Below are 24547 nucleotides of genomic sequence, written 5' to 3'. Positions count from 1 at the left end.
TCAATCACTGGGGTTTGCGCAGCACGCCGTACACCACCTGATACGTCAGTGGCAGACCAGCAGGCACACGTAATGTTTCATAAGCGTCACGGAAGGCCTGCAAACGACGACGAGTCATCAATCCCTGCCGAGCTCCTTCCGTAACTGTATTCACGCCAAGCGCCCGTAACTCTTTCAGCAGCACAGTGACATCCGGGTAATGCAATACTTCCGCCTGCTGCTTCAGGGAGCCAGACTCAAAGCCACTGGCGGCAACCTGCTGCGTCTGGGTATCCAGCGTTTCATAGTGGTTAACGTGACTATAACCGTCGACCTTGCGCCAAGCTTGGGAAAGCTCCAACAAACTGCCGCTCGCCAGTGTGGAAAAAACAAAGTATCCCCCAGGCTTCAGGATCCGTTGTACTTCACACAACACAGAGGTCAGCGATTCACACCACTGTATCGCCAGACTGGAAAAGACCAGGTCAAAACAGTCACTCGCAAACGGTAAGGCTTCAATGTCACCGGCACACCATGAAAACGCGGAGTCTGGCAATCGGTACTGAGCATGCTGGAGCATGCCCATGGCCATATCCATACCGACAACCTGCGCGCCAGGATAACGCTGCTGCAGTTCCACCGTCTGACTGCCCGTCCCTGAACCAAGATCAAGGACACGTACCATTTCCACTACGGATGGCAGACCCAGCATGGCCTTACGCGCCACAACGCGCTGCAACGTTGCAGCACTGTCGTATGTCTTGGCGGCCCGGCTGAAGTTATCTGCTATACGTTGCCGGTGTCGTGGGTACAGAGCGCTTTCTTTATATTGGATCATGCGTTCTCCCGCACCAGTTTATCGATATCGCTGACGATAATGTCAGGCATCTCCAACCAGAAGGTATGCCCTCCTTCAACGGCTTTAATGACGTGTTGTGAATAACGTTTAAATAGCGCCTGACTCAGTGTAAACGGCACCAGCGCATCCTGTTCAGCAACCCAGTGCGTTACCGGACAGGTCAAATCCGCGAGCTGAGAACGTGTATCGGTCTCTCGGAGCAGCGTTAACAGTGACGACAATTGCTCAGCATCACATTCAACATCCGCCAAAGCCTTACGGATCAACCTCACGGTTTCTCGTTGCTGCGCGCCCCCTTGAGAGCAGAGCATGCAGAATTGTTTCAGCGTCTGAGAGCACGACGCAGAGACGCCATGCTCAAAATCAGAAAATACCGTCTCGGGCATCGCATCCGGCCAATCGCTGCGCTGCACAAAGCAGGGGTTCGATGCCAGTGTCAGTAGCCCCTTAACCTGATGGGGATACATAGCGGCAAACAAGGTCGCCAACTGCCCTCCCATTGACCAGCCCGCCAGAATCACTGACTCACCTGCCAAAAGGTTGGATAACGCGTCAGTCATTGCTGACCAACTGACACTACCAACCGTCAGCCCGTGTTCATGGAATCCCGGCAAAGAAACGACATTGACCGTATAACAGTCTGACAACTTCTCCACCAGAGGCTGCATCACTGCTGACGGCATCCCCCAACCCGCAATCAAAACGACTTGTGGTTTCATGCCGCTACCTCAGGCACCTTTCGAGCGACCTGCTCCAAAGCCGTCAACAAGCGGTCAACCTGTTCCTGGGTATGCGTTGCACTAAAGGTTACCCGTAAACGGGCACTGCCCTGTGGTACCGTCGGTGGACGAATGGCGGTGACCAGAATACCGCTGTCCGCGAGCGCACGGCTCATTGCCAGTGCCCGATCAGCCGAACCCACGTGAATAGGCTGTATGGGAGTAGACGACGCCATCAAAGGAATACCGAGTGTTTCACATCCTGCGCGAAACCGTTGGATCAACGTTGACAGGTGCTCACGCCGCCAGGACCCCTTACGCACTATAGAGAGACTGGCACGGGTTGCTTCCGCCACTGCAGGCGGCATGGCCGTGGTATAAATGTAGGTTCTGGCAAACTGGATCAGGGTTTCAATCAACGCCTCGCTGCCAGCCACAAAAGCACCGGCGGTTCCAAAGGCTTTACCCAGGGTGCCCATCAGCACAGGCAGATCATCCTGCGATAAATCAAAATGATCGGCACAACCACGACCTTCATTCCCGAGGCAACCAAAACCATGGGCATCATCCACCATCAACCAGGCATCATGGGAACGCGTCAGTGCAGACAATTCACGCAATGGCGCAATATTGCCATCCATACTGAACACGCCGTCGGTCACCACCAATTTTCGATGTGCCGTCGATCGCGTCAGACGCTGTGCAAGATTGTCGCAGTCTGCGTGGAGATAACGCTGGAAACGCGCACCGGAAAGGCGTCCCGCATCCAGTAAAGAAGCATGGTTCAGTCGATCCTGAAATACCGCATCACCACTGCCCAACAAGGCGCTGATGACGCCCAGGTTGGCCATATACCCCGTAGAGAACAACAGAACCCTTGAGCGTCCGGTGAATTCTGCTAATTCTTCTTCCAGCTGATGATGCGCACGACTATGACCGACTATCAGATGGGATGCACCTCCCCCCACACCGTAGACATCTGTCGCTTGCTTGAACGCCGCAACTACATCAGGATGATTCGCCAGCCCAAGATAATCATTGCTACAGAATGCCAGGCAACGCTGACCATCAATCACCAACTCCGGTGCCTGCGGGCCATCCACCAGCAGGCGCTGCCGATACAGCGACTGCGCACGGCGCTCGGCCAGCGCCGTCTCCAGCGCAAAGGCGGTCATGCGCTTATGCCTGTGCTGCGTCGTAGAAGAATTCGCTATCCTGCTGTGCCTGAATCTGTTCCTGAAGCCGGGCTTCATGCTCAGCTTCAGACTGACACTCTTCCCGTTCTTCCGGTTTGATGCCCAGCCGTTTGAACAGTTGCATGTCTTTCTGGGCTTCAGGATTCGGCGTGGTCAGCAATCTTTCACCATAGAAAATGGAGTTGGCACCGGCGAGGAATGTCAGGGCCTGCATCTCTTCATTCATATTCTCGCGGCCGGCAGACAGGCGAACATGGGACTTTGGCATCATGATCCGTGCAACCGCGATGCAGCGAACAAAGTCGAAGGGGTCGATATCCTCCACATGATCCAGCGGCGTGCCCTCTACTTTGACCAGCATGTTGATCGGCACACTTTCCGGGTGCTCAGGCAGGTTTGCCAGCTGGATCAGCAGATTGGCACGGTCCCGAATGGTTTCGCCCATGCCCACAATACCGCCGCTACAGATTTTCATGCCAGCATCCCGAACATACGACAATGTTTGCAGACGGTCGGAATACGTACGTGTGGTGATAATGCTGCCGTAGAACTCCGGCGAGGTATCCAGGTTGTGGTTGTAATAATCCAGACCAGATTCAGCCAGCGCCTGCGTCTGTTCCTGGGTCAACTTACCGAGTGTCATGCAGGTTTCCAGCCCCAGTCTCTTGACGCCTTCCACCATCTTCAACACGTACGGGAAATCTTTCGCTGGCGGATTTTTCCAGGCGGCGCCCATACAGAAACGGGTTGCACCGGCCTTCTTCGCCAGCTCCGCCTCTTCCAGCACCTTCTGGACCTGCATCAACTTTTCCTTGTCCAGCCCGGTGTTGTAATGACCACTCTGGGGACAATACTTGCAGTCTTCCGGACAGGCGCCCGTCTTGATGGACAACAGGGTACTGACCTGGACCCGGTTCGGATCAAAATACTGCCGGTGTACCTGCTGGGCGCGGAACATCAGGTCACTGAAAGGAAGGGTGAAAAGTTGCTCGACTTCATCAAGGGTCCAGTCGCTGCGGACCAGGCTGTCGGTATTATTCATCGTGGCCTTCGGCTGTCTTCATTATCTGCTTCTGATGCCGTCCCGGTTCGTGCCGAAACCAGCGTTATGGCTCGCATTGTATGACGGCATGCGCCACTGTCAACCGACACAGCACACCACAGGTTTACAGCTGCTCACTTATTAATCAGAAAAACTTATAACACTTTTCTGCAGCCCGCCCGACTTTATACCACACTGCTTCTCTCTTCATGGACGATACGTGATCAACCGTTTTAGCAATAAATAACATGATCCAATCCCTGAAATACAAACTGCAATCATTGATTACATTGTCCTGCCTGTTATGCCGCGATGCCTGCCAATGGCCGGACAGGCTATGCCGGGGCTGTATCGACAGCCTGCCTCGCATTCAGCACGCCTGCATGCTGTGCAGTGAACCTCTGCCGCACCGTGACGATGGCCACCTGTGCGGCACCTGTCAGAAACAGGGGCGAACCTTTGACAGTTGTACGTCGGCGTTCCTCTATCAGCCCCCCGTATCTGACATGTTGCAGCGTCTGAAATACCATGATCAGCTGGCCTTCGCGCATCCGCTGGCCTCCCTGCTGGCAAACACACTGCAAACGCATTATCGCGCCGAGCCCTTGCCGGAAGTCATCCTGCCGATTCCACTGCACCGAACACGGTTATTGCAGCGGGGATATAACCAATCAACCGTGCTGGCCCGCCACCTCAGCCGACACATGATGATTCCCACAGATCACCGACTCTTAAAAAGGGAGCGAGCAACCCAACCTCAGCTGGCACTGACAACCCATCAGCGGCGCCAGAATGTCAGGGGAACCTTTACCTGCAAAACGCCCGGCTACCATCACGTCGCCCTTCTGGATGACATTGTCACCACCGGCGCAACCGTTGAGGAACTCAGCAGACTGCTGAAACGTCATGGCGTTAAACACGTCGATATCTGGTGTGTCGCCAGAACACCGCCAGGATAATGAAAGCACCGGGAATACATGAATAAAGACTGCAAGAAGACAGCCCCAAGGTTTAGACTTAGCACACCTTTATCCAACCTCAGGATGTCCGAATGAGCAATGCTATGCAGAACCATCCCTACGACCCACTCACTCCCGATACGGTCCTGGATGCGGTCGAGTCTGCGGGCATGCTAACCGATGCACGAATACTGGCGCTGAACAGTTATGAAAACCGGGTGTACCAGGTGGGGCTGGAAGATGATGCACCGGTCATTGCCAAGTTTTACCGCCCGGGCCGCTGGACCCGGCAACAGATAGAGGAAGAGCACGACTTCACGCTGGAACTGGCAGACAACGAGCTGCCTGTTGTCGCCCCGATGAAACTTGATAATGGTAAAACCCTGCACGAATTCAATGGTTTCCTGTTTTCGCTGACGCCACGCCGTGGCGGTCACGCGCCAGAACTGGATAACCCCGACCACCTGTTTCAGCTCGGTCGCCTGATGGGCCGTATTCACAAGATTGGTGAAACCAAGCCGTTTACCCTTCGGCCGGGCATCACCCTGCAGCGTTTTGTCAAAGACAGCATTGCCTATTTGCTGGATAACCAGTTTATCCCTGAGTCACTGATGCCAGCATATACCACATTGACCAATGACCTGGTTGATAAGCTTGAACATATAAAGCACGCGTATCACTACAACCTGATTCGCCTGCACGGTGATGCCCACTGCGGGAATATCCTCTGGCGCGATGATTACTTTCACTTTGTCGATTTTGATGACTGCGTTAACGGCCCGGCTATTCAGGACCTCTGGATGTTTCTGTCCGGAGACCGCAACAATCAAACCGCGCAATTATCAGAGCTGATGGACGGCTACGGGGAATTCAACGATTTCAACCCGGTCGAACTGAACCTGATTGAATACTTCCGCACACTACGCATTATCAACTACAGCGCCTGGCTGGCCAGACGCTGGGATGACCCTGCCTTCCCCATGGCATTCCCCTGGTTTAACTCTGAACGCTACTGGGCCGACCATATTCTGGAACTTCGCGAGCAGCTGGCGGCACTGGATGAACCGGTACTCACACTCTACTAAACCGCTGCTGCCAGCGAGATAGTCCACAGGCATCTATGCTTAGCCACTTTGAACGATTCAGGTGTAACCATAGATGTCTGCTTATCGAACATTCATTCCCACAACGTTGTTAGTGCTCAGCCTTAATAGCCATGCCAGCGCCATACACTCGGATAATGGGCAAGCTTTTCAGGGCATCTGGAAAAATCAGCGCGGCTCAACGCTGGAGCTAGGCAATGTGAATGCCATCAGACCGGCAGGGCAGAACCTCATTGAAGGTGTATTCCATGCCGCAGTGACGGTAACCCCAGAGTGCGTTGATTACCCCTTGCCGGTGCTGGCGACTTACAATGGTAACGCCATTGCCATGATGATAAATTTTCAACCCTGCGGTTCACCGTCTGTTGTATCCATCTCTGGCTACCTGACAGAGGACGGCCAGCTCGAAACCCATTGGATCGCCAGAAAGAAAGGACCTGATACAGTCAGCGCCTGGTTCTTTAACCGGGATGTGTATACCCGCGAGACAAACGCTAACTGACGCCATCGTGATAGTGGGTCACTGCACCATGGCATTGACCCATGGAAAACCAATCAGCACCAGTGTTGCCAGAAACACAACGGCCATAATAAAACCCAGCTTCCAAAAAGTGCCGGCAGGAATAAAACCGGAACCGTACCAGATGGGGCCAGGGCCGGCCGCATAGGGTGTAATCACACCCATCAGCCCCAGCGTAAAACAGAGCAACAGACTGAGCTTCATTTCAGATAAACCTGGAACCGCGATGGATAACTGAATAAACACCGGCAACAACGCGGTGACATGGGCCGTGATACTGGCAAAGAAATAGTGCAGCACAAAAAATAGGATAACCATCAACATCATCACCAGGTCCGGTGCATAACCCTTTAGCAGGACACCGGCTTCACCGCTGAACCAGGCAAGAAAACCCGTTTGCCCAAGCCCACCGGCCAACGTGACCAGGGTGGCAAACCAGATCAGGACATTCCATGCCTGCTTGTTGCCAATGATGTCATCCCAACTCACAACACCGCCCAACATCATCAGGCACAACACCAATAAACCGACCGTCGTGCTATTCATCAGGCTGCCGCCAAATATCCACAACAGCAACGCCAGCAAGGCCAGCAAGGCCATTTTTTTCTCAGCACCACTTAGTGGACCGAGTGCAACCAATTCCTTGCCAGCCCAATCGGGAATGCTTTCAGACAGTTTGATGGTCGGCGGGCAGATTAAATAGCTGATCAACGGCACCAACAGAAAGAGAATAATGCCTACTGGCAGAAATCCCGTGAACCACACCATCCAGCCGATCTCGGTACCGAGCAGTTTTTCCACAATCGACATAGCCAGCAGGTTGGGCGCCAGCGCGGTCAGGAACATGGAACTGGTGACACAGGTCGCAGCAAAACCGGTCCAACACAGGTAACGCCCGATTTTTTCAGGTTCTTGCTCAGGGGTTGAACCGTAGATCGCAGGGATATTGTTGACGATAGGAAAAATGGTACCGCCACTGCGCGCTGTATTAGAGGGAATAAAAGGCGCCAGAACCAGATCAGCAAGGGCCACGGCATACCCCATGCCCAGGCTTCTTCGTCCCAGCTTTTTAATCAGAAATAATGCAATGCGGCGCCCAAGTCCGGACTTCTGGTATCCCAGCGCAAACATGAACGCCACGAAAATGAGCCAGACCGTACTGTTTTTAAAACCTGACAAGCCCCAGTTAATCGCTGCTTTGGCCGTCACTTCTACACCCGGTTCTACCGCGACCAACCGAAACACAACAGCGATCACAATACCAATCAGTCCCACCGCTGCAGCCGGCACCGGCTCCAATACCAGCGCCACCACAACACCAAGAAACAATGCAAAGTAAGACCACGCATCGGAGGACAAGCCATCAGGCACCGGTATCAACCACACGATGATGGCCACCAAAAGCGGCATGATTTTTTTTACCAGAGAAGCAGTCACGGTGTTACCTCATCAGCAAGCCTGAACACCTATCCCTGATAAACACATACAGAGGCTTTCCCTATTGAGACTTGACTGCAAGTTTAGCCTTTATCACCCAAATCACAGTGATGAATAATGATTGACAGTTTTGCCAACCAAACTGTCAATATCAGCCAAAAATTAAAAGCAATCAGCTAAAGTCAACCTAACGTGTTAAATGAAAATGAACTTTTCAGTTATCTGTGCGTCATAAGCTTTAGCACAAACCAATACTAGAAACTGATGAATATTAATTGCGATAGTCTACCTGTCATCTTCACCGTAACCAGTGAGAAATCACCGTCCCCCTGGCTTACTGAACAGGTGGGCGAAGTGACTATTAGCCAAGACGGCCAAACAAGTGAGCCTGTGACCTATCACGGTATTCCAGCAACTGTGTTGGATAACCCTGTAAACACTATTCCTTTAGGACATAAAGTATCACATCAACCGAAAAAACAACGTCAGGTTTCAATATTTTCTGTTTCTCAAAGAGAGGAAATAAATCCCTCGCAGAAAAGCACAAAGGGTATTTCTTTGCTAACTGGAAATTCTGCAGATCTACAAAGCGAAACCATTGTTTATTATATTCCCCAACACAATGTCATTGACATACCACCCCAAGGTAAAACCGAGGTATTGAATGGCGCCGATTACGTAAACCAAGACAGTTCACACCACATATTAAACCCTGGTAATGATCCGATGCCGTTCTGCCAACAGTTCAAAGATGGAGCAGGAAAGATTGTCGTAACAGGAAAACTAAACAGTTACTTCGAAGACTACGATAAAGAAGTGATTAAAAAAGTCTATGACTATTTTTCTCAGAACATTACAGGCGCAAATGCCAAAAAACACTACCTCCAGACCATGAGAGCGCTACTAAGAAAGCACTCAAATAAAATAGCTGCACACGAAAGTAGAAAAAGAAAATCGAATGCCAGTCAAAAACAAGAAGAAGAACTTGTTCAAGCCAGAAAATCTTTAAAAGAAGCCAGAACATTAACTAATGCGCTTGAGTCACAACTGCAAGCTGCTTTCACTAACAGGGATCATCCTGTCCACAATACACTTTCACAATTAAAGGCAGTATTAGAGAACGTACCAGCAGACTAAGCATATCAAGCAGGATGGACACTTAACTCAACACCTTTTGAATTCACCATCCTTTTTTTGATTTCGGCATCTAAACACTGATTTTAAATCATTCGACGACTATTGCCACTAAACAAGTATGAATTGACATCACTTAACAGTATCCAACACAACAACTACAGAATAACCACTACAAAAAAACAAAAACGACCGTCCAATCCACTATTTTCATACGATCGTACCGAAGCAGATACGTAAGTTCCCCGAAGGGTTTTTGCCGGTTTCACACTGATAGACTTCCGCCGACCTCCCACATTCCATTTTATAAAGCCTGAGAGGACTGGATGCAGAAACACACAAGACTACCGACAATCACGCAGATTATTATTTGCCTTGCCGGCTTTCTTGGCCTGGCGTTTTCCTTTACCTCCCTGCTGAATCTTCCTATTCAGCTGGCCCTCTATATCGCCTGGTTCATCATTATGGCGCTGGGCATCTGGCTGGGCCATAACTACAAAGATCTCGAAGAGGCCGCCACCCAGGGGATTTCCAAGGGGATGGGCGCCATCCTGATTCTGATCGCCGTTGGCGCACTGGTCGGCACCTGGATTGCCGGCGGTATTGTCCCCGGGATCATTTACTACGGCCTGAAGATCATCCACCCCTCCATCTTCCTGCTGGCGACCCTGATCATCTGCTCTGTTACTGCACTCGCCACAGGCACATCCTGGGGTGCTGCCGGTACTGCGGGTATCGCCATGATGGGTATCGGTGAAGGCCTCGGTATTCCGCTGCCTCTGGTGGCTGGTGCGGTTCTGTCCGGCGTTTACTTTGGCGACAAGCTGTCTCCGCTGTCAGACAGTGTCATCCTGGCCTCCAGTATGTCCGGCGTGGAAACCTTTGAGCACATCAAGGGCATGCTGCCAATCAGCCTGACCAGCTACATTCTGACCGCCATTATGTTCACCTTTGCCGGCATGCAATACGGCGGTAATGTTGATATGTCGCAGGTCGAAACGGTTATGGCCGCACTGGAGCAGAGCTTCAACATCAGCCCCATGGCTTTTGTGCCCGTCGTGTTGGTTATTGCCCTGCTGGCTAACAAGAAGCCTTCTTTCCCGGTCATCAGCTTTGGTGCTGTACTGGGTGTCGTCTGGGCCATTGCTTTCCAGAACAAGGACCTGATCTCTGCCGTTCAGAGCGCCTGGAGCCCCTTCAGCATCACTTCTGGTGTTGATTTCATCGACAACATCCTGAGCCGTGGCGGTATTGCCTCCATGCTGGGCTCTGTGGCCGTGATCATCTTCGGTCTTGGTTTTGGTGGCCTGCTGGATCGTGTGGGCATCCTGCAGGTTATTGCTGACAAGATGACTGCGTTCATCACTAACGCCAGCAACCTGACGGTTTCCACCCTGTTCACCGCTTTTCTGGCCAACATCTTCGGCAGCGCCATGTATGTGTCGCTGATCCTGACCCCGAAGATCATGTCCAAGAATTATGACCGCCTGGGCCTGCATCGCAAAATGCTGTCCCGTAACGCAGAGTTTGGCGGCACGCTGACCAGCGGCATGGTGCCCTGGAGCGACAACGGTATCTTCATGGCTGGCGTACTGGGTGTCCCAACCCTCGCCTACCTGCCGTACATGTGGCTGAGCTTTACCTGCATCATCCTGACCATTGCGTTCACCATGCTGGGTAAATTCATCAGCACGGCATCAGAAGCCCCTGCAACCGTCAGCAATGACAGCTGTGCAGCACCCGCTGCGGCCAGCTAATCCCCCCGACGGGCGCTCCAATGGAACGCCCGTCAGTTAATCTACGGATTGCACTATCCGTAAAACCCTCTATAAAGAGCGCCCATCCCGACTCAGGCCTGCACCCTGCACCTGAGTACCCGGTACTGTTAATTCAGCCTTACTCTGTAGCGAGGGCGCCATGAACTTTACCCGTCTCTTCAAGTCATGCCTGCTGGCGATTGCCGTGCCGGTGTTATCGGCTTCCGCCAATACCAGCAATAACCTGTACATCTATAATTGGAGCGAATTCATTTCGCCCAATGCCGTACCTGACTTTGAAAAGAAAACCGGCATTGATGCCGTTTACGATGTCTATGACAGTAATGAAGTCCTGGAAGCCAAGCTGCTGTCCGGGCACAGTGGTTACGACGTTGTCTTTCCATCCCACGACTTTCTGGCCCACCAGATCAAGGCTGGCGTCTATTCTCCACTCGACAAATCCAAGCTGACCAATGTCAAAAACATCGATCCACAGACCATGAAACTGCTGGATTCAGTGGATCCGGGCAACCAGTACGGCATTCCCTACCTGGCCCAGACCACGGGTATTGGTTACAACCCTGAGAAGGTGAAGCAGTACCTGGGCAAAGATGCGCCAGTGGACAGCTGGGCGCTGATCTTTGAGCCTGAGAATATGAAAAAGCTCTCCCAGTGCGGTGTTGCGTTCCTGGATGCCCCTACCGAGGTGCTGCCCTCAGTCCTGAAATACATGGGCAAGGATCCCAACTCCCAAAACGCGAAGGACTACAAGCTGGCAGCTGAGAAACTGGCCAAGGTGGCGCCTTATATCACTTATTTCCACTCATCCAAGTACATCACCGACCTGGCCAATGGTGATATCTGCGTAGCGCTGGGTTGGTCCGGTGATATGTTCATGGCCAATGAACGCGCTCACGACGCCAAGAACGGCGTTAACATCGCGTACAGTATTCCCAAGGAAGGCGCTGCCATTTCCTACGATGTGATGGCCATTCCAGCCGATGCCAGCAACAAGGAGAACGCCTATCGCTTCATCAATTACATGATGGAGCCCAAGGTTATCGCCGGTGTCACCGACTACGTCTACTTTGCCAACCCGAACAAGGAGGCCACGCCGCTGGTTGACGCCAAACTGCGCGATAACAAGGGCGTTTACCCACCCGCTGAAGTGGAGCAGAACCTGTTCCTGTTCAAGCCCCTGCCCAACAAGGTCAAGCGCACCATCACCCGGGAATGGACCCGGTTGAAAACCGGTGCCTGAAGACTGGATTTGAATGGCCGATAGCCATTTAGGCGGAGCGACCGGAGGAAGGCCGTTTCGCCGTCTGCAGCCCATGGAGGGGCTGTAGGATCCAACCTGAACCATCGACCCAATGGTTCACTGGCAGCAGGGATAGCCATGACAATCCAGCGGGATCTTAGGGATTTCAGCATTCTTGTCGTCGCAGAACGGGAATTACTGCGACGGATTCTGGTCTGCATGCTCAAGGGTGAGCGCTGTGCCCGCATACTGGCCGTTGAAAGCGCTCAGGGCGCCATTAATGCCCTGCACCGAGATCATTACCATCTCATGCTTTGCGACCAGGCCATACGCCCGGACGCAACAGACCTGCTCTACCAGGTTCGCTCGGGAAGAGCCGGCTGTGTTCGTGACATTCCTGCCGTTTTATTGACACACCGGGACAAGCCCGGTTTACCTGATATGGCCAGTGTCCTACAGGTACATAGCTGCCTGACCCGCCCGGTCACCTCCGACCAGTTACGCGATGCCATTATTGATGCGGTTGAAGACCCTGTCGCCCTGCGTGAACCGGACGCCTATCGCGTGGTTGTCGAACCGCCTTCTTTTCTGGGAGGGGAGCGATGAACAACGATCCCTCCGAACTGATCGTGATCGTCGTTGAAGAGCATGACTTTCAACGGGCTATGGCCGTGAAGGTTCTGGAAGATATCGGCTGCCGACAGGTATTGAGCGCCCACTGCGGACAGGACTGCCTGGAAAAGATCGTCAACTACCCGGAACCCGTCAATATCGTCTTCAGTCAGCTTGATATGAGCCCCATGGACGGTATTGAACTGCTCCGTCACCTGGGCGAACAGCAGCTGTCAGAAGCGTTTGTCATTGTGGATTTCATTGACTTCGCCGTCCTTCGTACACTGGAAGATATGGCTGAACAACTTGGCCTCAACGTCCTGGGCAACATCGAACAGACGTTTACCCGGGACTGTGCCGAGATGATCATGGATCGCTACTTTGATTTTCATCGCAAGAAGCAGCCGGACACCTACAGCAACACACTGACCCGCCACGACATCATAGAAGGACTAACGACTAATCAGTTCATGACCTGGTACCAGCCCAAAGTCTGGATCGAAACTGGCGAATGGTTTGCGGCTGAAGCGCTGTCACGCTGGGTACATCCTGACCACGGCATGATCTACCCGGATCAATATATTCCTGTTCTGGAAGAAATGGGCGTCATTGATAAGCTGACCTGGCATCAGATCCACGTCATCGCCGAAGACCTGCACCGCTGGCTCAATCTGGGAAAGAAAATAGCCGTTTCCATCAACATCTCGCCCTCGATGCTCGACGATCGCACGCTGGCCGGAAAACTGGCCGAAGTCACGGACCACTACAATATTGGTCACGACCAGCTGATCCTTGAAATCACAGAATCCATGCTGATGGAAAACCTGGCCCATAGCCTGGAAACCATCGCACGCATGAAGCTAAAAAACTTCACCCTCTCCATGGATGATTTCGGTACGGGTTATTCCAACCTTCACCAGCTGGAGCGGATGCCCTGCTCCGAATTAAAACTCGACAAATCCCTGGTGACTGGCGCTTACGAGAACCCAACCCGAAAAGTCATTCTGGAATCCAATATCGAAATGGCCCAGAAACTCGGCATGAAAACGGTGGGCGAAGGCGTAGAGACCGCCGAAGACTGGTTCCTGCTGGAAGAGCTCGGCTGCTCCATCGGCCAGGGTTACCTGATTGGCAAATCCATGCCGGCCAGCGACCTGTTCACCTGGGCCGCTGACTGGAGTATCCGCTATAAACAGATGATGAATCAAAAAAGCTGATCCACCGGCTGTCAGGTTAGCCTTTCAGCCCCCTTTCCCTCCCGTATCCGCAAATGCCGAAACACAGAGAAAAACTGGTCAAACTTTAACCTTCCACTATTGCGCGACGCCTTGTCCTTCTCTAGAATGCGCGATTCTTCTATGAAGTCCGGAACTAGCGTTTATGCTGGTTCCAACTCCTTGCCTTACCGGAAGCGGACTCGTCCTGCTCCCTGGAAGGCTGTTTAACCCGTAAGGAGCTACAATGCGTCATTACGAAATCGTATTTCTGGTACATCCGGACCAGAGTGAACAAGTACCTGCAATGATCGACCGTTACAAGAAGGTCATCGCTGAAGGCAACGGTTCCATCCACCGCCTGGAAGACTGGGGCCGCCGTCAACTGGCTTACCCAATCAACAAGATCCACAAAGCTCACTACGTCATGCTGAACATCGAATGCGGCAACGACGTACTGGCTGAACTGGAAAACACCTTCCGTTTCAACGACGCCGTTCTCCGTAACATGGTTATCCGTCGTAACGAAGCGATCACCGAACAGTCCATCATGATGCAGCAGGAAGAGCGTCGTGACGACCGTCGTGATGATCGTCGTGAGCGCCGTGATGATCGTCGTGAGCGTACCGAAGAAGCCACTGCTGAAGCACCTGCTGCTCCCGCTGCGCCTGCTTCTGAAGAGTCCGCTGAGTAATCCGTCGCGGATTATCACACCGTTACGAATAACGTTCTGAAAAGAACCATTTGAGGAGACGTCGTTATGGCACGTTACTTCCGCCGCCGGAAATTCTGCCGTTTTACCGCTGAAGGCGTACAGGAAATTGATTACAAGGACCTGAACACCCTGAAGGCGTATGTTACCGAAACCGGCAAGATTGTACCCAGCCGCATCACCGGTACCAAGGCTCGCTACCAGCGCCAGCTGGCCACTGCGATCAAGCGTGCGCGCTACATCGCGCTGCTGCCGTACACTGATCGCCACTAAGCGGGTTCATCGCCCGTTGTTCGGGCGGGTTTAATCCCATGGGGGGACGTATGCGCGCTTTAGCAGAACTGATCATGCGGGGACGGGGCGCCGCCATTGCCGTGGCAGCGATCGCCTGTGCTGTACCGATGATGTTCTGGTTGAGTGCAGCAGCAGTAGCATTGGTGACCCTGCGTCGCGGCTGGCATGACGGGCTCCAGGTCTTTATCTGGACACTGTTACCGGCCGGCGCCTGGGCTTGGATGGGGCAACCTTCGGCACTATTCTGTCTGGTCGGCACCATGGCCATGTCCTACAGTCTGCGCCGAACGGCTTCGTGGCCAGTTGCGTTGATGACGCTGGTACCGGCCGGTGCCCTGATGGCACTGGTTATCAGCGATTATTACGCACCGCAGGTTGCCCATGCCATGGACATTCTGCGGCAGCTGTATGGCCCGAACCTCGAGACATTGTTTCCCGAGGGCGCCAATCTCAGCCAGGAACAGATCCTGACACTGCTGGAAACCAGCTTTGTCCGGACAGCCAGTTTCATTATTGCCGGCGGCGCCGTACTGGCGTTGATACTGGCCCGTGGCTGGCAGGCCATGCTCTACAATCCCGGCGGTTTCAGGACAGAGTTTCATCGCCTGCGCCTGACACCGATGGTGACCGTTGTATTGTTGGGACTGTGGCTTCTGGCCATGTCCAGCACCAGCCTGGTCACCGCCGCGATACAGCCAGTCCTGTTGATGCCTTTACTGGTCGCAGGTATTGCGCTGATGCATGGTCTCGCGGGGCTGCGTGGGCTTGGCAAGGCCTGGCTGCTGCCATTTTATGTGCTGCTGCTCGCATTTTACCCTGTGGTTGTATTGCTAGCCTGCCTTGACAGCCTGTTGGACTTTCGGGGACGCCTCGAAAACAGGATGCAAGGTTAAATCGATGCATTGTTCAACAGGTTCAAGGTAGATTAAGAGGTAAGCGAGATGGAAGTTATTCTTCTGGAAAAAGTCGCCAATCTGGGCGATCTGGGTACTCAGGTCAAGGTCAAGGCCGGCTACGGTCGTAACTACCTGATTCCTTTCGGTAAGGCTGTGCCTGCCACCAAGGCTAACGTTGCTGATTTCGATGCGCGTCGTGCAGAGCTGGAAAAGGCGGCTGCCGCCAAGCTGGCTGAAGCCGAGAAGCGTGCTGCTTCCCTGGCTGAAATCGAGCTGACCATCACTGCCAAGGCTGGTGATGAAGGTAAGCTGTTCGGCTCCATCGGCACACGTGACCTGGCTGACGCCATCACATCTGCCGGCGTTGAAGTAGCCAAGAGCGAAGTTCGCATGCCTACCGGTCCTATCCGTATGGTTGGCGAATACGACATCGCTGTACAGCTGCACTCCGACGTAGCATCCAGCGTCAAGGTATTCATCGAAGCCGAGTAATCGTTTTCGATATTACCTGTGATGTGAAAAAACGCCTGTGCCTGCACAGGCGTTTTTTTTCGCCCCGGCGATTAATACAACCTTTGTTGTTTTCCTGCCCTGCAAGGGTAGTATTAAGGTTTCTTTTCTTTTTCATGTGATCAGTCGACAGCGTATCTATGTTGGAAGCAGCCCATCATCCCGAACTGCCCATTGACGAGGCCATGGCCAGCCTGAAGACCCCACCGCACTCCATCGAGGCGGAGCAGTCGGTACTGGGCGGCCTGATGCTGGACAACGATGCCTGGGATCATGTCGCAGAAAAAATCGGCGCGGTGGATTTTTATAATCCCGCGCACAAAAAAATCTTCGAATGCATCGAGGAACTGGCCAAGCAGTCTAACCCGTTTGATCCGGTGACGCTGGCCGGCGAATTGGAGCGTCGCAGCCTGCTGAGTGACTGTGGCGGCATCCCCTACCTGACAGAACTGGTGGAAAGCATCCCCAGTGTTGCGAATATCCGCGCTTATGCCGGCATTGTCTACGAACGGGCTGTTTTACGGCGCCTGATCAGCGCCTCACAGGACATTGCCGATAACGCCTATAACCCGGAAGGGCGCAACAGTGACGACCTGCTGGAGATGGCCGAACGGGCTATTTTCCAGATCGCTGAAGATCGCGCAAAAGAAGGTGGCCCGATCGACATGCGGGAGCTGTTGAAAAAAGCCATCGACAAAATTGATGAGCTGTTCAACACCGGCGACGCCATTACCGGAATCACAACCGGCTTTAATGATCTGGACGAAATGACCTCGGGGCTGCAACCGTCCGATATGATCGTCGTGGCGGCTCGTCCCTCCATGGGTAAGACCACCTTTGCCATGAACCTGGTAGAGAACGCCCTGATGGCAACGGACAAAAGTGTCGTCGTCTTCAGCCTGGAAATGCCGGCCGAACAGTTGATGATGCGTTGTTTATCATCACTCGGACGCATCAATCAGGGCAAAGTAAGAACCGGAAAACTGGAAGAGGACGATTGGCCCAGGCTGTCTTCCGCTGTAGAACGCCTGAAAGACAAAAAGCTCTTCATCGACGATACTGCCGGCATCAGCCCGCAGGAAATGCGCTCCCGTCTTCGCCGGATTGTTCGGGAACACGGCGACCTTGCGATGATCATGGTGGATTACCTGCAGCTCATGCAAATCCCCGGATACAGTGAAGGCCGAACTAACGAGATCTCTGAAATATCCCGTTCCCTCAAAGCCATGGCCAAGGAGTTCAAGGTTCCTGTCATTGCCCTGTCCCAGCTCAACCGCTCCCTGGAGCAGCGTCCCAACAAGCGCCCTGTTAACTCTGACCTGCGGGAATCCGGTGCGATCGAGCAGGACGCCGACGTCATCATGTTCATCTACCGGGACGAAGTCTATAACCCGGATACTGAATATAAAGGTGTGGGTGAAATCATTATCGGGAAACAGCGTAACGGGCCTATCGGCAGCGTGAGACTGGCCTTTCTCGGTCAATACACCCGGTTTGAGAACCTGGCACCGGGTGCTTACAGCGACTTTGATGAATAACAGCCTGCGCCACTGAACCGTGGCGCAAGTCAGTTAACAGTATCAGACAGATTCCGCCAGTGCCTGATTCAGGTCCGCGAGAATATCATCAATATGTTCAATACCGATGGACAGGCGCACCATGTCACGACTGACACCAGCAGCTACCAACTCATCGTCGTCCAGCTGACGGTGCGTTGTTGAAGCCGGATGACAGGCCAACGATTTGGCGTCGCCGATATTGACCAGGCGTGTGACCAGCTGCAACGCATCAATAAACCGTGCACCTGCAACCTGCCCCCCCTTGATCCCGAAACTCAGAATGCCGGAAGGCTGGCCCTTCAGGTATTTCTGGCAGAGTTGATGATCCGGGCTACCGGGTAGTCCCGCATAATTCACCCATTCCACCTGATTATGATCACGCAGGAATTCAGCGGCTTTCAGCGCATTCTCGCAATGACGCTCCATTCGCAGCGACAGGGTTTCCAGCCCCTGCAAAATCATGAACGCATTCATGGGTGATATGGCCGCACCGGTATTACGCAAGGGCACAACACGGGCGCGTCCAATAAACGCCGCCGGGCCCATTGCCTCGGTATAAACGACACCGTGATAAGAGGGATCAGGCTCGTTAAGCACCGGGAAGCGATCCTTGTGATCGGCCCACGGGAACTTGCCGGAATCCACAATGACACCACCAATGGTTGTGCCATGTCCGCCCATATATTTGGTGAGGGAATGGACGACAATATCCGCGCCATGTTCGATAGGCCGCCATAACGCCGGTGATGCCACCGTGTTATCCACAATCAGCGGAACACCCTGCGCGTGAACCGCCTTCGCCAGTGCTTCAATATCAACAATATTCCCCAGTGGGTTGCCGATACTTTCACAGAATACCGCCTTGGTATTCGCATCAATCAGATCCACCAGCGCATCAATGTCATCATGGGATGCAAAGCGGACGTCGATACCTTGTTTGGGCAGCGTATGTGCAAACAGGTTGTAGGTACCACCATACAGTTTGTTGATGCTGACAATATTATCGCCTACCTCAGCAATGGTCTGGATGGCGTAGGTAATCGCAGCCATGCCCGATGAAAGCGCCAATCCGGCGATGCCGCCTTCCATAGCCGCCACCCGCTGCTCCAGCACCGCTGTCGTCGGATTCGTGATGCGGGTATAGATATTACCTTCCACTTTCAGGTCAAACAGGTCGGCGCCATGCTGGGTATTATCAAAGGCGTAAGATGTCGTTTGGTAAATGGGAACAGCAACGGCTTTCGTCGTTGGATCGGGTGAATATCCGGCGTGAACAGCCTGGGTTTCCAGCTTCATCGTTATGTCTGCCCTGCTTTATTGTTTGGGTTTGTAGACCGGGAACAGGCAGAATACTCAAAAAGCGCGGGTTATTAAATCAATGAAACGCTCACGAAGAACAGCTCACTTCAAGTGAGGTACTCCAGTCCGGCGGCAATCCCGCGTACGCCTCATACTGCTTCCAGTCCGAAAAGGGGTTACTGAGTAGGGCCAGTATAGTATTCACCTCGCTGTAATCACCGGCTTCCGCCTGATCAATGACAATCTGCGCCATGTAATTTCGCAGAATATACTTGGGGTTCACCTGTTTCATTGCGCTTTTGCGGTCAACCTGCGACACAGGTTCCTGCGCGAGACGAACACCATAATCCTGACACCACAGGTCAAAAGCTTTGCGATCAACAAACAGCTCTTTTAATAGTGCATTGTCACCGTCTGGCACAAAGTCACAAAGACGCTGAAAGAACAATGTGTAATCTGTCCGACTCTGCTGCATCAGAGTAAAAAGCCCATCTAAAAGACGACTGTCGCTTTCATGAGGCACTGTAAGCCCGGCTTTCTGACGAATTAACAACGAATAGTGTGCCGCAAAATCGTCAGGGTACTGAGCAAGAATGCCCTTGATACGATCGACATCGTTATTCAAGAGGGGAGACAGCGCCTGGCCTAGACACGCACAGTTCCAGTAACCGATATCCGGTTGCTGATTGAACGCGTAACGCCCCTGATAGTCTGAATGATTACAGATATGGCCCGCATCAAACGCTTCCATAAAACCAAAGGGGCCATAATCCAGGGTCAGGCCGAGAATGGACATATTGTCGGTATTCATTACTCCATGACAGAAACCCACCGCCTGCCACTGTGCAATCATCTCTGCCGTGCGTTTAACGACTTCACGGAAAAAACGTTCATAACAATCCGCTTCGTTTGCAAACGCCGGGAAATGTTCAGCAATGACAAAATCAGCCAGCTGTTTCAGTTCTGCATGCCTGTTGCGGTAATAGAAATATTCAAAGGTGCCGAAACGTACATGACTCTGGGCAACACGGAGAATGGCCGCTCCACGCTCCTTCCTTTCGCGCAGAACCGGTGTATCGCTATCCACCAGACACAAGGCCCGCGTCGTTGGAATACCCAATCCATGCATGGCTTCACTGCATAAATACTCACGAATGGAAGAGCGTAATACCGCCCGACCGTCCCCCTGCCGGGAATACGGTGTATGACCTGACCCCTTAAGGTGCAGATCCCATTTTTCCCCCTGATGATTCCTGACCTCACCCAACAACAACGCCCGGCCATCCCCCAACCGGGGCACATAAACACCAAACTGATGACCGGCATAGACCATGGCCAATGGATCAGCGCCTGCTGGTACATGCTTCCCCGCCGTTACGGTAAGTATGCCCTCATGGTCTTCAGGATCCAGACCCAGTAAATGAGCAACACCGGCATTCACGCTGACCAGGCGCGGATTCTCCAGCGCCTGTGGCGTCACTTTTGAATAGAAACAGTCCGGCAGTTGCGAATAATGGTTATCAAAGGTCAGGTGATCAAAGCAGGGCATGTCACATCCTGTACGTCAGCTTTCCCGAGCATAATACTGGGTTATTCTGCGTCCTGCATCCCGTCCTGCGCGACACGCCAGAGAATCTGCTCATAGTCACCGCCGAAATCCACCCTGCTGATATCCGCAATACGGTAACTGTCGACATCCTGCTCAAAGCGGGCATCCGGGGTAATACATTTCAGATACAGTGAGCCCTGACTGGTGCTGACCACGCGTCCAATCCAACAGATATCTGGCTCCTGGGATTCCTGGTGAATCGTCACCAGCGGGGAACTCTGGCTAATGGATTGCAATGCGCTCTCCATAGACGACATATTCACAATGCCTGGATGAACAGGTTGTTGCTCACGTAACTCAAGCGCTTTCTCAATAAACGCGTGATGCGACATAGGCTGTTCAATGTCGGTGATATCCGACTGACGCAACAGCTGGTAGCCATCCAGGCTGATACGGTCGTTGATCAACTGCAGCAGTAACAGTTCCTGACTTTGTTCAATCACAAACCCATTGGACCAGGCGCCTTCGCCCTCAATGGACTCACGAAACACCCGTACCAACACATTCAAAGGCAACGGTTTGACTGACACAACATTCTCCGGGAACACGTCCGTGAAGGCACGACCCTCTTTCAACGTCGTTCAGTATGAAAGAAGATATCCTGCTTGGGCCAGGCGATAGTGATGTTGTGTTCATTGAACAGGGTCTGAATCCGCGTATTGAGCGCGTCGCGCACTCTCAGTCGCTCATCCACATGGGTGACATAGACCCGCAGTTCATATTGCAACGCACTGTCGCCATACTCCATAAACAATGCCAGAGGTTCCGGTTTCTCGACAACCCCGGGATGCTCCTGGGCAGCCTGCAACAGGAGTTTCTGTACCTGCACAGGGTCTTCATCGTGGGCGACATAAAACGGCATGATAATGCGGACCACAGAACTACTGAGTGACCAGTTGATCAGCTTTTCATTCACCAGCATCTTGTTGGGAATGATGATTTCCTTGTTATCCCAGTCAGTCACTGTGGTGGAACGGATTCGGATACGCGTCACTTCCCCAGTGATTTCCCCCAGAGTGATGGTGTCGCCTATCCGGACGGGGCGCTCAAACAGAATAATCAAACCCGAGAAGAAGTTGGCGACAATTTCCTGCAAACCAATACCAATCCCCAAGCCCAGTGCCGCAACCAACCATTGCAGTTTATCCCAGCCGATACCCAGTGTTGCCAGTGACAAGACAACGCCCAACGCGGTAATGGTATAGCTGAGCAATGTGGTGGCGGCATAACTGTTGCCAGGACGCAGGTTCATCCGTGAGAGGATCGTAACTTCCAGCAAACCCGGCAGGTTTCGCGCCAGAATGAACATGGTCACCAGCACCAGAATACTGAGCAGCAGGTCACTGAGGTAAACCGGCACATCACCCTTGGCATCCCCGACTTCCCAGAGCGTAATGTTGTTCATGAAATGCAGCAGCCCGAACAGATCCTGCCACAGCCAGTACAACACAATCAGCAGACCCACCACCATCAGCGCATTGATCAGCCGCAGTGACTGCTGCTCAACGGTCGCCAGATCAAGGGTGGGTTCTTCAAAGGAGACACTATCCCCCTCCTCGCTACTTGCTGCACGACGGGAGATTGCACGGGAATAAGCCAACCGCCGTTCTGCTACATGCAGGTTACGCTTGATCAGTGCCTGAATCATAACAGTGACACCAACCAGCAACAGCGTGCCCACCAACTGGTGCTGCATCTGCAGCGCGGTGTAGTAATAACCGGAGGCTGTCAGCGCCATCTGCGCCAGTGACACCAGCACCAGCCCGGACAGAATCATGAAGTTCAACAGTTTCGAGCCCAACAGCTCATCCGAGGTTCTTACCATACTGATGATGATCCAGGCCTGTAGCAGAGAGCCGGTCATCAGCAGCAGCATGCCGATCAGGTCATGCTCAAGTTCCGTCGATTGTCCCTTCGCCACGCTAACCACAAAAAACAGAGGCACCATCACCATGGAAAGACGCCGCATCTGCCCCAACATGACCCGACAATCCCGGGCCAGCCAGCCGAAATGTTCCATGCCGATATCATGGGGCGCATAGATATGGCTACCCAGTAACATCAACAACCAGACGGGCGCGGTCTGGATCATGGCATGTCCCAGGTTTTCAACCCCCGGCCAGTCCGGCTGACCCGTCATCAGGGCCAGGCCTGTCAGCATCAGCAGCAACGGACCCGGCAAAACCTGCAACAGACTCAATGCCAGTGCCTTGGGTGTATGCGTGAGGTTGTCGTAGCGGATATGGCCAATATAGCGAGTCAGGGCCCGTTGCATGGCATGCAAATAGCGTCGCCGTGAATAGAGATACGTGCAAAAGGCCAGGCTCAACAGGGTAATCAGCCAATTGGCGCGCAAGGTTTCATAAAGGTGGCTGGCAAAGCCACGCCATGGAACCGCCTCAAGCTGCTGAAACAACCGCTCTGGTGCGGCCAGTAACCAGTCCATCCCCAGGGAATTGTTACTGGCAATCCAGTAGAGACGTTCTTTCAGGGTTCTGGAGAGATCACGTCCCTGACTCAGTAACTGTCGCTGATCCAGATCCAGACTGATAGCAGCTGTCAGCAGGTTACCCTGTTCTGTTGACAGGTCTTCCAGGAGTTTTTGCCGTGTGTTCAACAGTCGGAGCAGCTCTTTGCGATCCGTGTCACTGAGGACCGCCTGGTCACCCGCATTTTCCAGTAACTTATCCACATACCGTTCAGGCTGGCTGAGACGTTGGCGTTCCTGGTCATGGTTGAATTTCTGCAATCGTGCCTGGGTGATGATATGCGGGATCTCCTTGTTCGTAGAGATCTTGGGCAGTTTCATCCGGCTTTCACGTAGCAGCGCTGCCAGCTGGGGGTTTTCACCCAGCAACACCGATTTCTGCTGCACGCTCTGACTGATAGCGCTGACATTTTTCAGCTGATCCCGAACCCGGGTATTCTGCTCACTGATTTCACTGATGCGGTCAGTAATCGCCAGCAGCTCCTGGCTCAGCTCCATATTGATCACCGCCTCATTGCGCAACAGCTCACCCTTGCCGGCACTGGAGCGGGTGATATGCGAAGCGATCGCCACGGCCGCCTCACTGGCAGCCCGACGCTTGTAATTGATGACGGTTTGCAACGAAAGAACATCCAGCTCCAGCACCCTGACCTGTCGGGACAGCAATACCTGCCGGGCCGCGATCAACTCCAGCCGGATACTGCTGTTACGGATCTCCAGGTTCAGACGATTATCCTGCTGCTGCAACGCGGCCATCTCGGCAAGAAACAGCGATTTCTTCGCTTCTGTCGTGGCGCCCGGCGAGGTTTCTGCCATCAGCATGTTCAACTGCGACGACAGTACTTTCAGGCGTTCCTGGTTCTTACTGATAATCGTCTGGTTATTTTCAGGACGTGCCCGCTCAATAGTGATCAGGTTATTGGTATTGCCCAGTTGGCTCTGTCGGTCAGAGAGCTCCGCCTGCCGGTCGATCAGCGCTTTCTTGAGATATTCAGGGGTTTGGTGGCGCAGCTTTTCCAGTAATGCCGTTTCGGTAGGAATGTCGGTGGATTTGATCAGCTCCTTGATACGCGCTGTCTCTTCCGGCGCATCTTCCAGTTGCAACAGCAACTCATTCAACTGCTGCTGTTCACTGTCTGCCTGCTTGAGGAATTGCAGCGTCTGCTGGTAAATATCAGCCAGTGATTGCTTTTGCTCCGGCAACGGCTTATCCGCCGGCTTGAGCTTGTCCAGCGCCTGGGTGATCGCCTCAATACTGGGGGGGCGGATATCCGTCGGGAGCGGTGCCGGATTTCCGACAGCCTGCGGGATACTGAGAAAAAAAACACAGCTAAACGCCAACGCCCAATGCACTCTGTACATGACTTCCCTGTCATTCTGTGAGGATT

The 24547-nt window shown here is 53.1% G+C and carries 22 protein-coding genes; 13 read left to right on the top strand and 9 right to left on the bottom strand.

The annotated features are described in order from the left end of the window. Positions 1-4: 4 nt before the first annotated feature. Genes bioC through bioB form a run of 4 tightly spaced genes read right to left on the bottom strand, consistent with a single transcriptional unit; the run spans position 5 to position 3795 of the window. On the bottom strand, positions 5-817 hold the full coding sequence (gene bioC, locus KHS78_RS04245; RefSeq protein ID WP_211825407.1) for a malonyl-ACP O-methyltransferase BioC: 813 nt from the start codon (positions 815-817) through the stop codon (positions 5-7). After that, complete coding sequence (locus KHS78_RS04240) at positions 814-1557, bottom strand: alpha/beta fold hydrolase (protein WP_211825406.1); 744 nt, start codon at positions 1555-1557, stop codon at positions 814-816. Before KHS78_RS04240 ends, bioC begins: the two co-directional genes overlap by 4 nt. Further along, on the bottom strand, positions 1554-2732 hold the full coding sequence (gene bioF / locus KHS78_RS04235; RefSeq protein ID WP_211825405.1) for an 8-amino-7-oxononanoate synthase: 1179 nt from the start codon (positions 2730-2732) through the stop codon (positions 1554-1556). Before bioF ends, KHS78_RS04240 begins: the two co-directional genes overlap by 4 nt. Before the next feature lie 4 nt (positions 2733-2736). Beyond that, positions 2737-3795 (bottom strand): biotin synthase BioB, encoded by a 1059-nt coding sequence (gene bioB / locus KHS78_RS04230; RefSeq protein ID WP_211825404.1) that lies wholly within the window; start codon positions 3793-3795, stop codon positions 2737-2739. Positions 3796-4043: 248 nt separating this feature from the next. Between bioB and KHS78_RS04225 the strand changes: the two genes are divergently transcribed. The 3 genes from KHS78_RS04225 to KHS78_RS04215 all read left to right on the top strand — a co-directional run bounded on the left by KHS78_RS04225 (position 4044) and on the right by KHS78_RS04215 (position 6359). Next, positions 4044-4754 (top strand): ComFC family protein, encoded by a 711-nt coding sequence (locus tag KHS78_RS04225; RefSeq protein ID WP_211825401.1) that lies wholly within the window; start codon positions 4044-4046, stop codon positions 4752-4754. Positions 4755-4846: 92 nt separating this feature from the next. Further along, complete coding sequence (locus KHS78_RS04220) at positions 4847-5839, top strand: serine/threonine protein kinase (RefSeq protein WP_211825399.1); 993 nt, start codon at positions 4847-4849, stop codon at positions 5837-5839. A gap of 73 nt (positions 5840-5912) precedes the next feature. Beyond that, complete coding sequence (locus KHS78_RS04215; RefSeq protein WP_211825396.1) at positions 5913-6359, top strand: avidin/streptavidin family protein; 447 nt, start codon at positions 5913-5915, stop codon at positions 6357-6359. Positions 6360-6377: 18 nt separating this feature from the next. Here KHS78_RS04215 and KHS78_RS04210 read toward each other — a convergent pair whose 3' ends face one another. Further along, on the bottom strand, positions 6378-7814 hold the full coding sequence (locus KHS78_RS04210; RefSeq protein WP_343216864.1) for an anion permease: 1437 nt from the start codon (positions 7812-7814) through the stop codon (positions 6378-6380). A 354-nt stretch (positions 7815-8168) separates the two neighbouring features. Between KHS78_RS04210 and KHS78_RS04205 the strand changes: the two genes are divergently transcribed. From KHS78_RS04205 to dnaB, 10 genes are all read left to right on the top strand, one after another. Then, entirely contained in the window at positions 8169-8951 is a 783-nt protein-coding gene (locus KHS78_RS04205; RefSeq protein ID WP_211825394.1) for a hypothetical protein, read from the top strand. Between the two features lie 323 nt (positions 8952-9274). After that, complete coding sequence (gene nhaC / locus KHS78_RS04200; RefSeq protein WP_211825392.1) at positions 9275-10705, top strand: Na+/H+ antiporter NhaC; 1431 nt, start codon at positions 9275-9277, stop codon at positions 10703-10705. 160 nt (positions 10706-10865) lie between these two features. Next, a complete protein-coding gene (locus KHS78_RS04195) occupies positions 10866-11966 on the top strand; it encodes an extracellular solute-binding protein (RefSeq protein WP_211825390.1) in 1101 nt (366 codons plus the stop codon). A 138-nt stretch (positions 11967-12104) separates the two neighbouring features. After that, positions 12105-12572: a hypothetical protein gene (locus tag KHS78_RS04190; protein WP_211825388.1), complete on the top strand. Its 468-nt coding sequence runs from the start codon at positions 12105-12107 to the stop codon at positions 12570-12572. After that, on the top strand, positions 12569-13795 hold the full coding sequence (locus tag KHS78_RS04185; RefSeq protein ID WP_211825387.1) for an EAL domain-containing response regulator: 1227 nt from the start codon (positions 12569-12571) through the stop codon (positions 13793-13795). Before KHS78_RS04190 ends, KHS78_RS04185 begins: the two co-directional genes overlap by 4 nt. A gap of 244 nt (positions 13796-14039) precedes the next feature. Next, a complete protein-coding gene (gene rpsF / locus KHS78_RS04180) occupies positions 14040-14486 on the top strand; it encodes a 30S ribosomal protein S6 (RefSeq protein WP_211825385.1) in 447 nt (148 codons plus the stop codon). A 66-nt stretch (positions 14487-14552) separates the two neighbouring features. Beyond that, the gene (gene rpsR / locus KHS78_RS04175; RefSeq protein ID WP_211825383.1) at positions 14553-14777 is read left to right on the top strand and encodes a 30S ribosomal protein S18; all 225 of its coding nucleotides are present in this window, start codon (positions 14553-14555) and stop codon (positions 14775-14777) included. Between the two features lie 50 nt (positions 14778-14827). Further along, a complete protein-coding gene (locus KHS78_RS04170) occupies positions 14828-15691 on the top strand; it encodes a hypothetical protein (RefSeq protein ID WP_211825381.1) in 864 nt (287 codons plus the stop codon). A 48-nt stretch (positions 15692-15739) separates the two neighbouring features. Next, a complete protein-coding gene (gene rplI, locus KHS78_RS04165) occupies positions 15740-16186 on the top strand; it encodes a 50S ribosomal protein L9 (RefSeq protein ID WP_211825379.1) in 447 nt (148 codons plus the stop codon). A gap of 158 nt (positions 16187-16344) precedes the next feature. Then, on the top strand, positions 16345-17742 hold the full coding sequence (gene dnaB / locus KHS78_RS04160) for a replicative DNA helicase (RefSeq protein WP_211825377.1): 1398 nt from the start codon (positions 16345-16347) through the stop codon (positions 17740-17742). Positions 17743-17784: 42 nt separating this feature from the next. On the opposite strand, the gene KHS78_RS04155 is transcribed toward dnaB, so the two are convergent. From KHS78_RS04155 to KHS78_RS04140, 4 genes are all read right to left on the bottom strand, one after another. Further along, a complete protein-coding gene (locus KHS78_RS04155) occupies positions 17785-19059 on the bottom strand; it encodes a bifunctional O-acetylhomoserine aminocarboxypropyltransferase/cysteine synthase (RefSeq protein ID WP_211825375.1) in 1275 nt (424 codons plus the stop codon). Between the two features lie 91 nt (positions 19060-19150). Beyond that, positions 19151-20611: a protein adenylyltransferase SelO gene (locus KHS78_RS04150; protein ID WP_211825373.1), complete on the bottom strand. Its 1461-nt coding sequence runs from the start codon at positions 20609-20611 to the stop codon at positions 19151-19153. A 41-nt stretch (positions 20612-20652) separates the two neighbouring features. After that, the gene (locus KHS78_RS04145) at positions 20653-21201 is read right to left on the bottom strand and encodes a hypothetical protein (protein WP_211825372.1); all 549 of its coding nucleotides are present in this window, start codon (positions 21199-21201) and stop codon (positions 20653-20655) included. 41 nt (positions 21202-21242) lie between these two features. Continuing rightward, entirely contained in the window at positions 21243-24521 is a 3279-nt protein-coding gene (locus KHS78_RS04140) for a mechanosensitive ion channel domain-containing protein (protein WP_211825370.1), read from the bottom strand. Positions 24522-24547: the final 26 nt, after the last annotated feature.

This window comes from Kistimonas asteriae, assembly GCF_018263925.1.
GTDB lineage: Bacteria > Pseudomonadota > Gammaproteobacteria > Pseudomonadales > Endozoicomonadaceae > Kistimonas > Kistimonas asteriae.
This window is presented reverse-complemented; position numbering and strand designations above follow the sequence as displayed.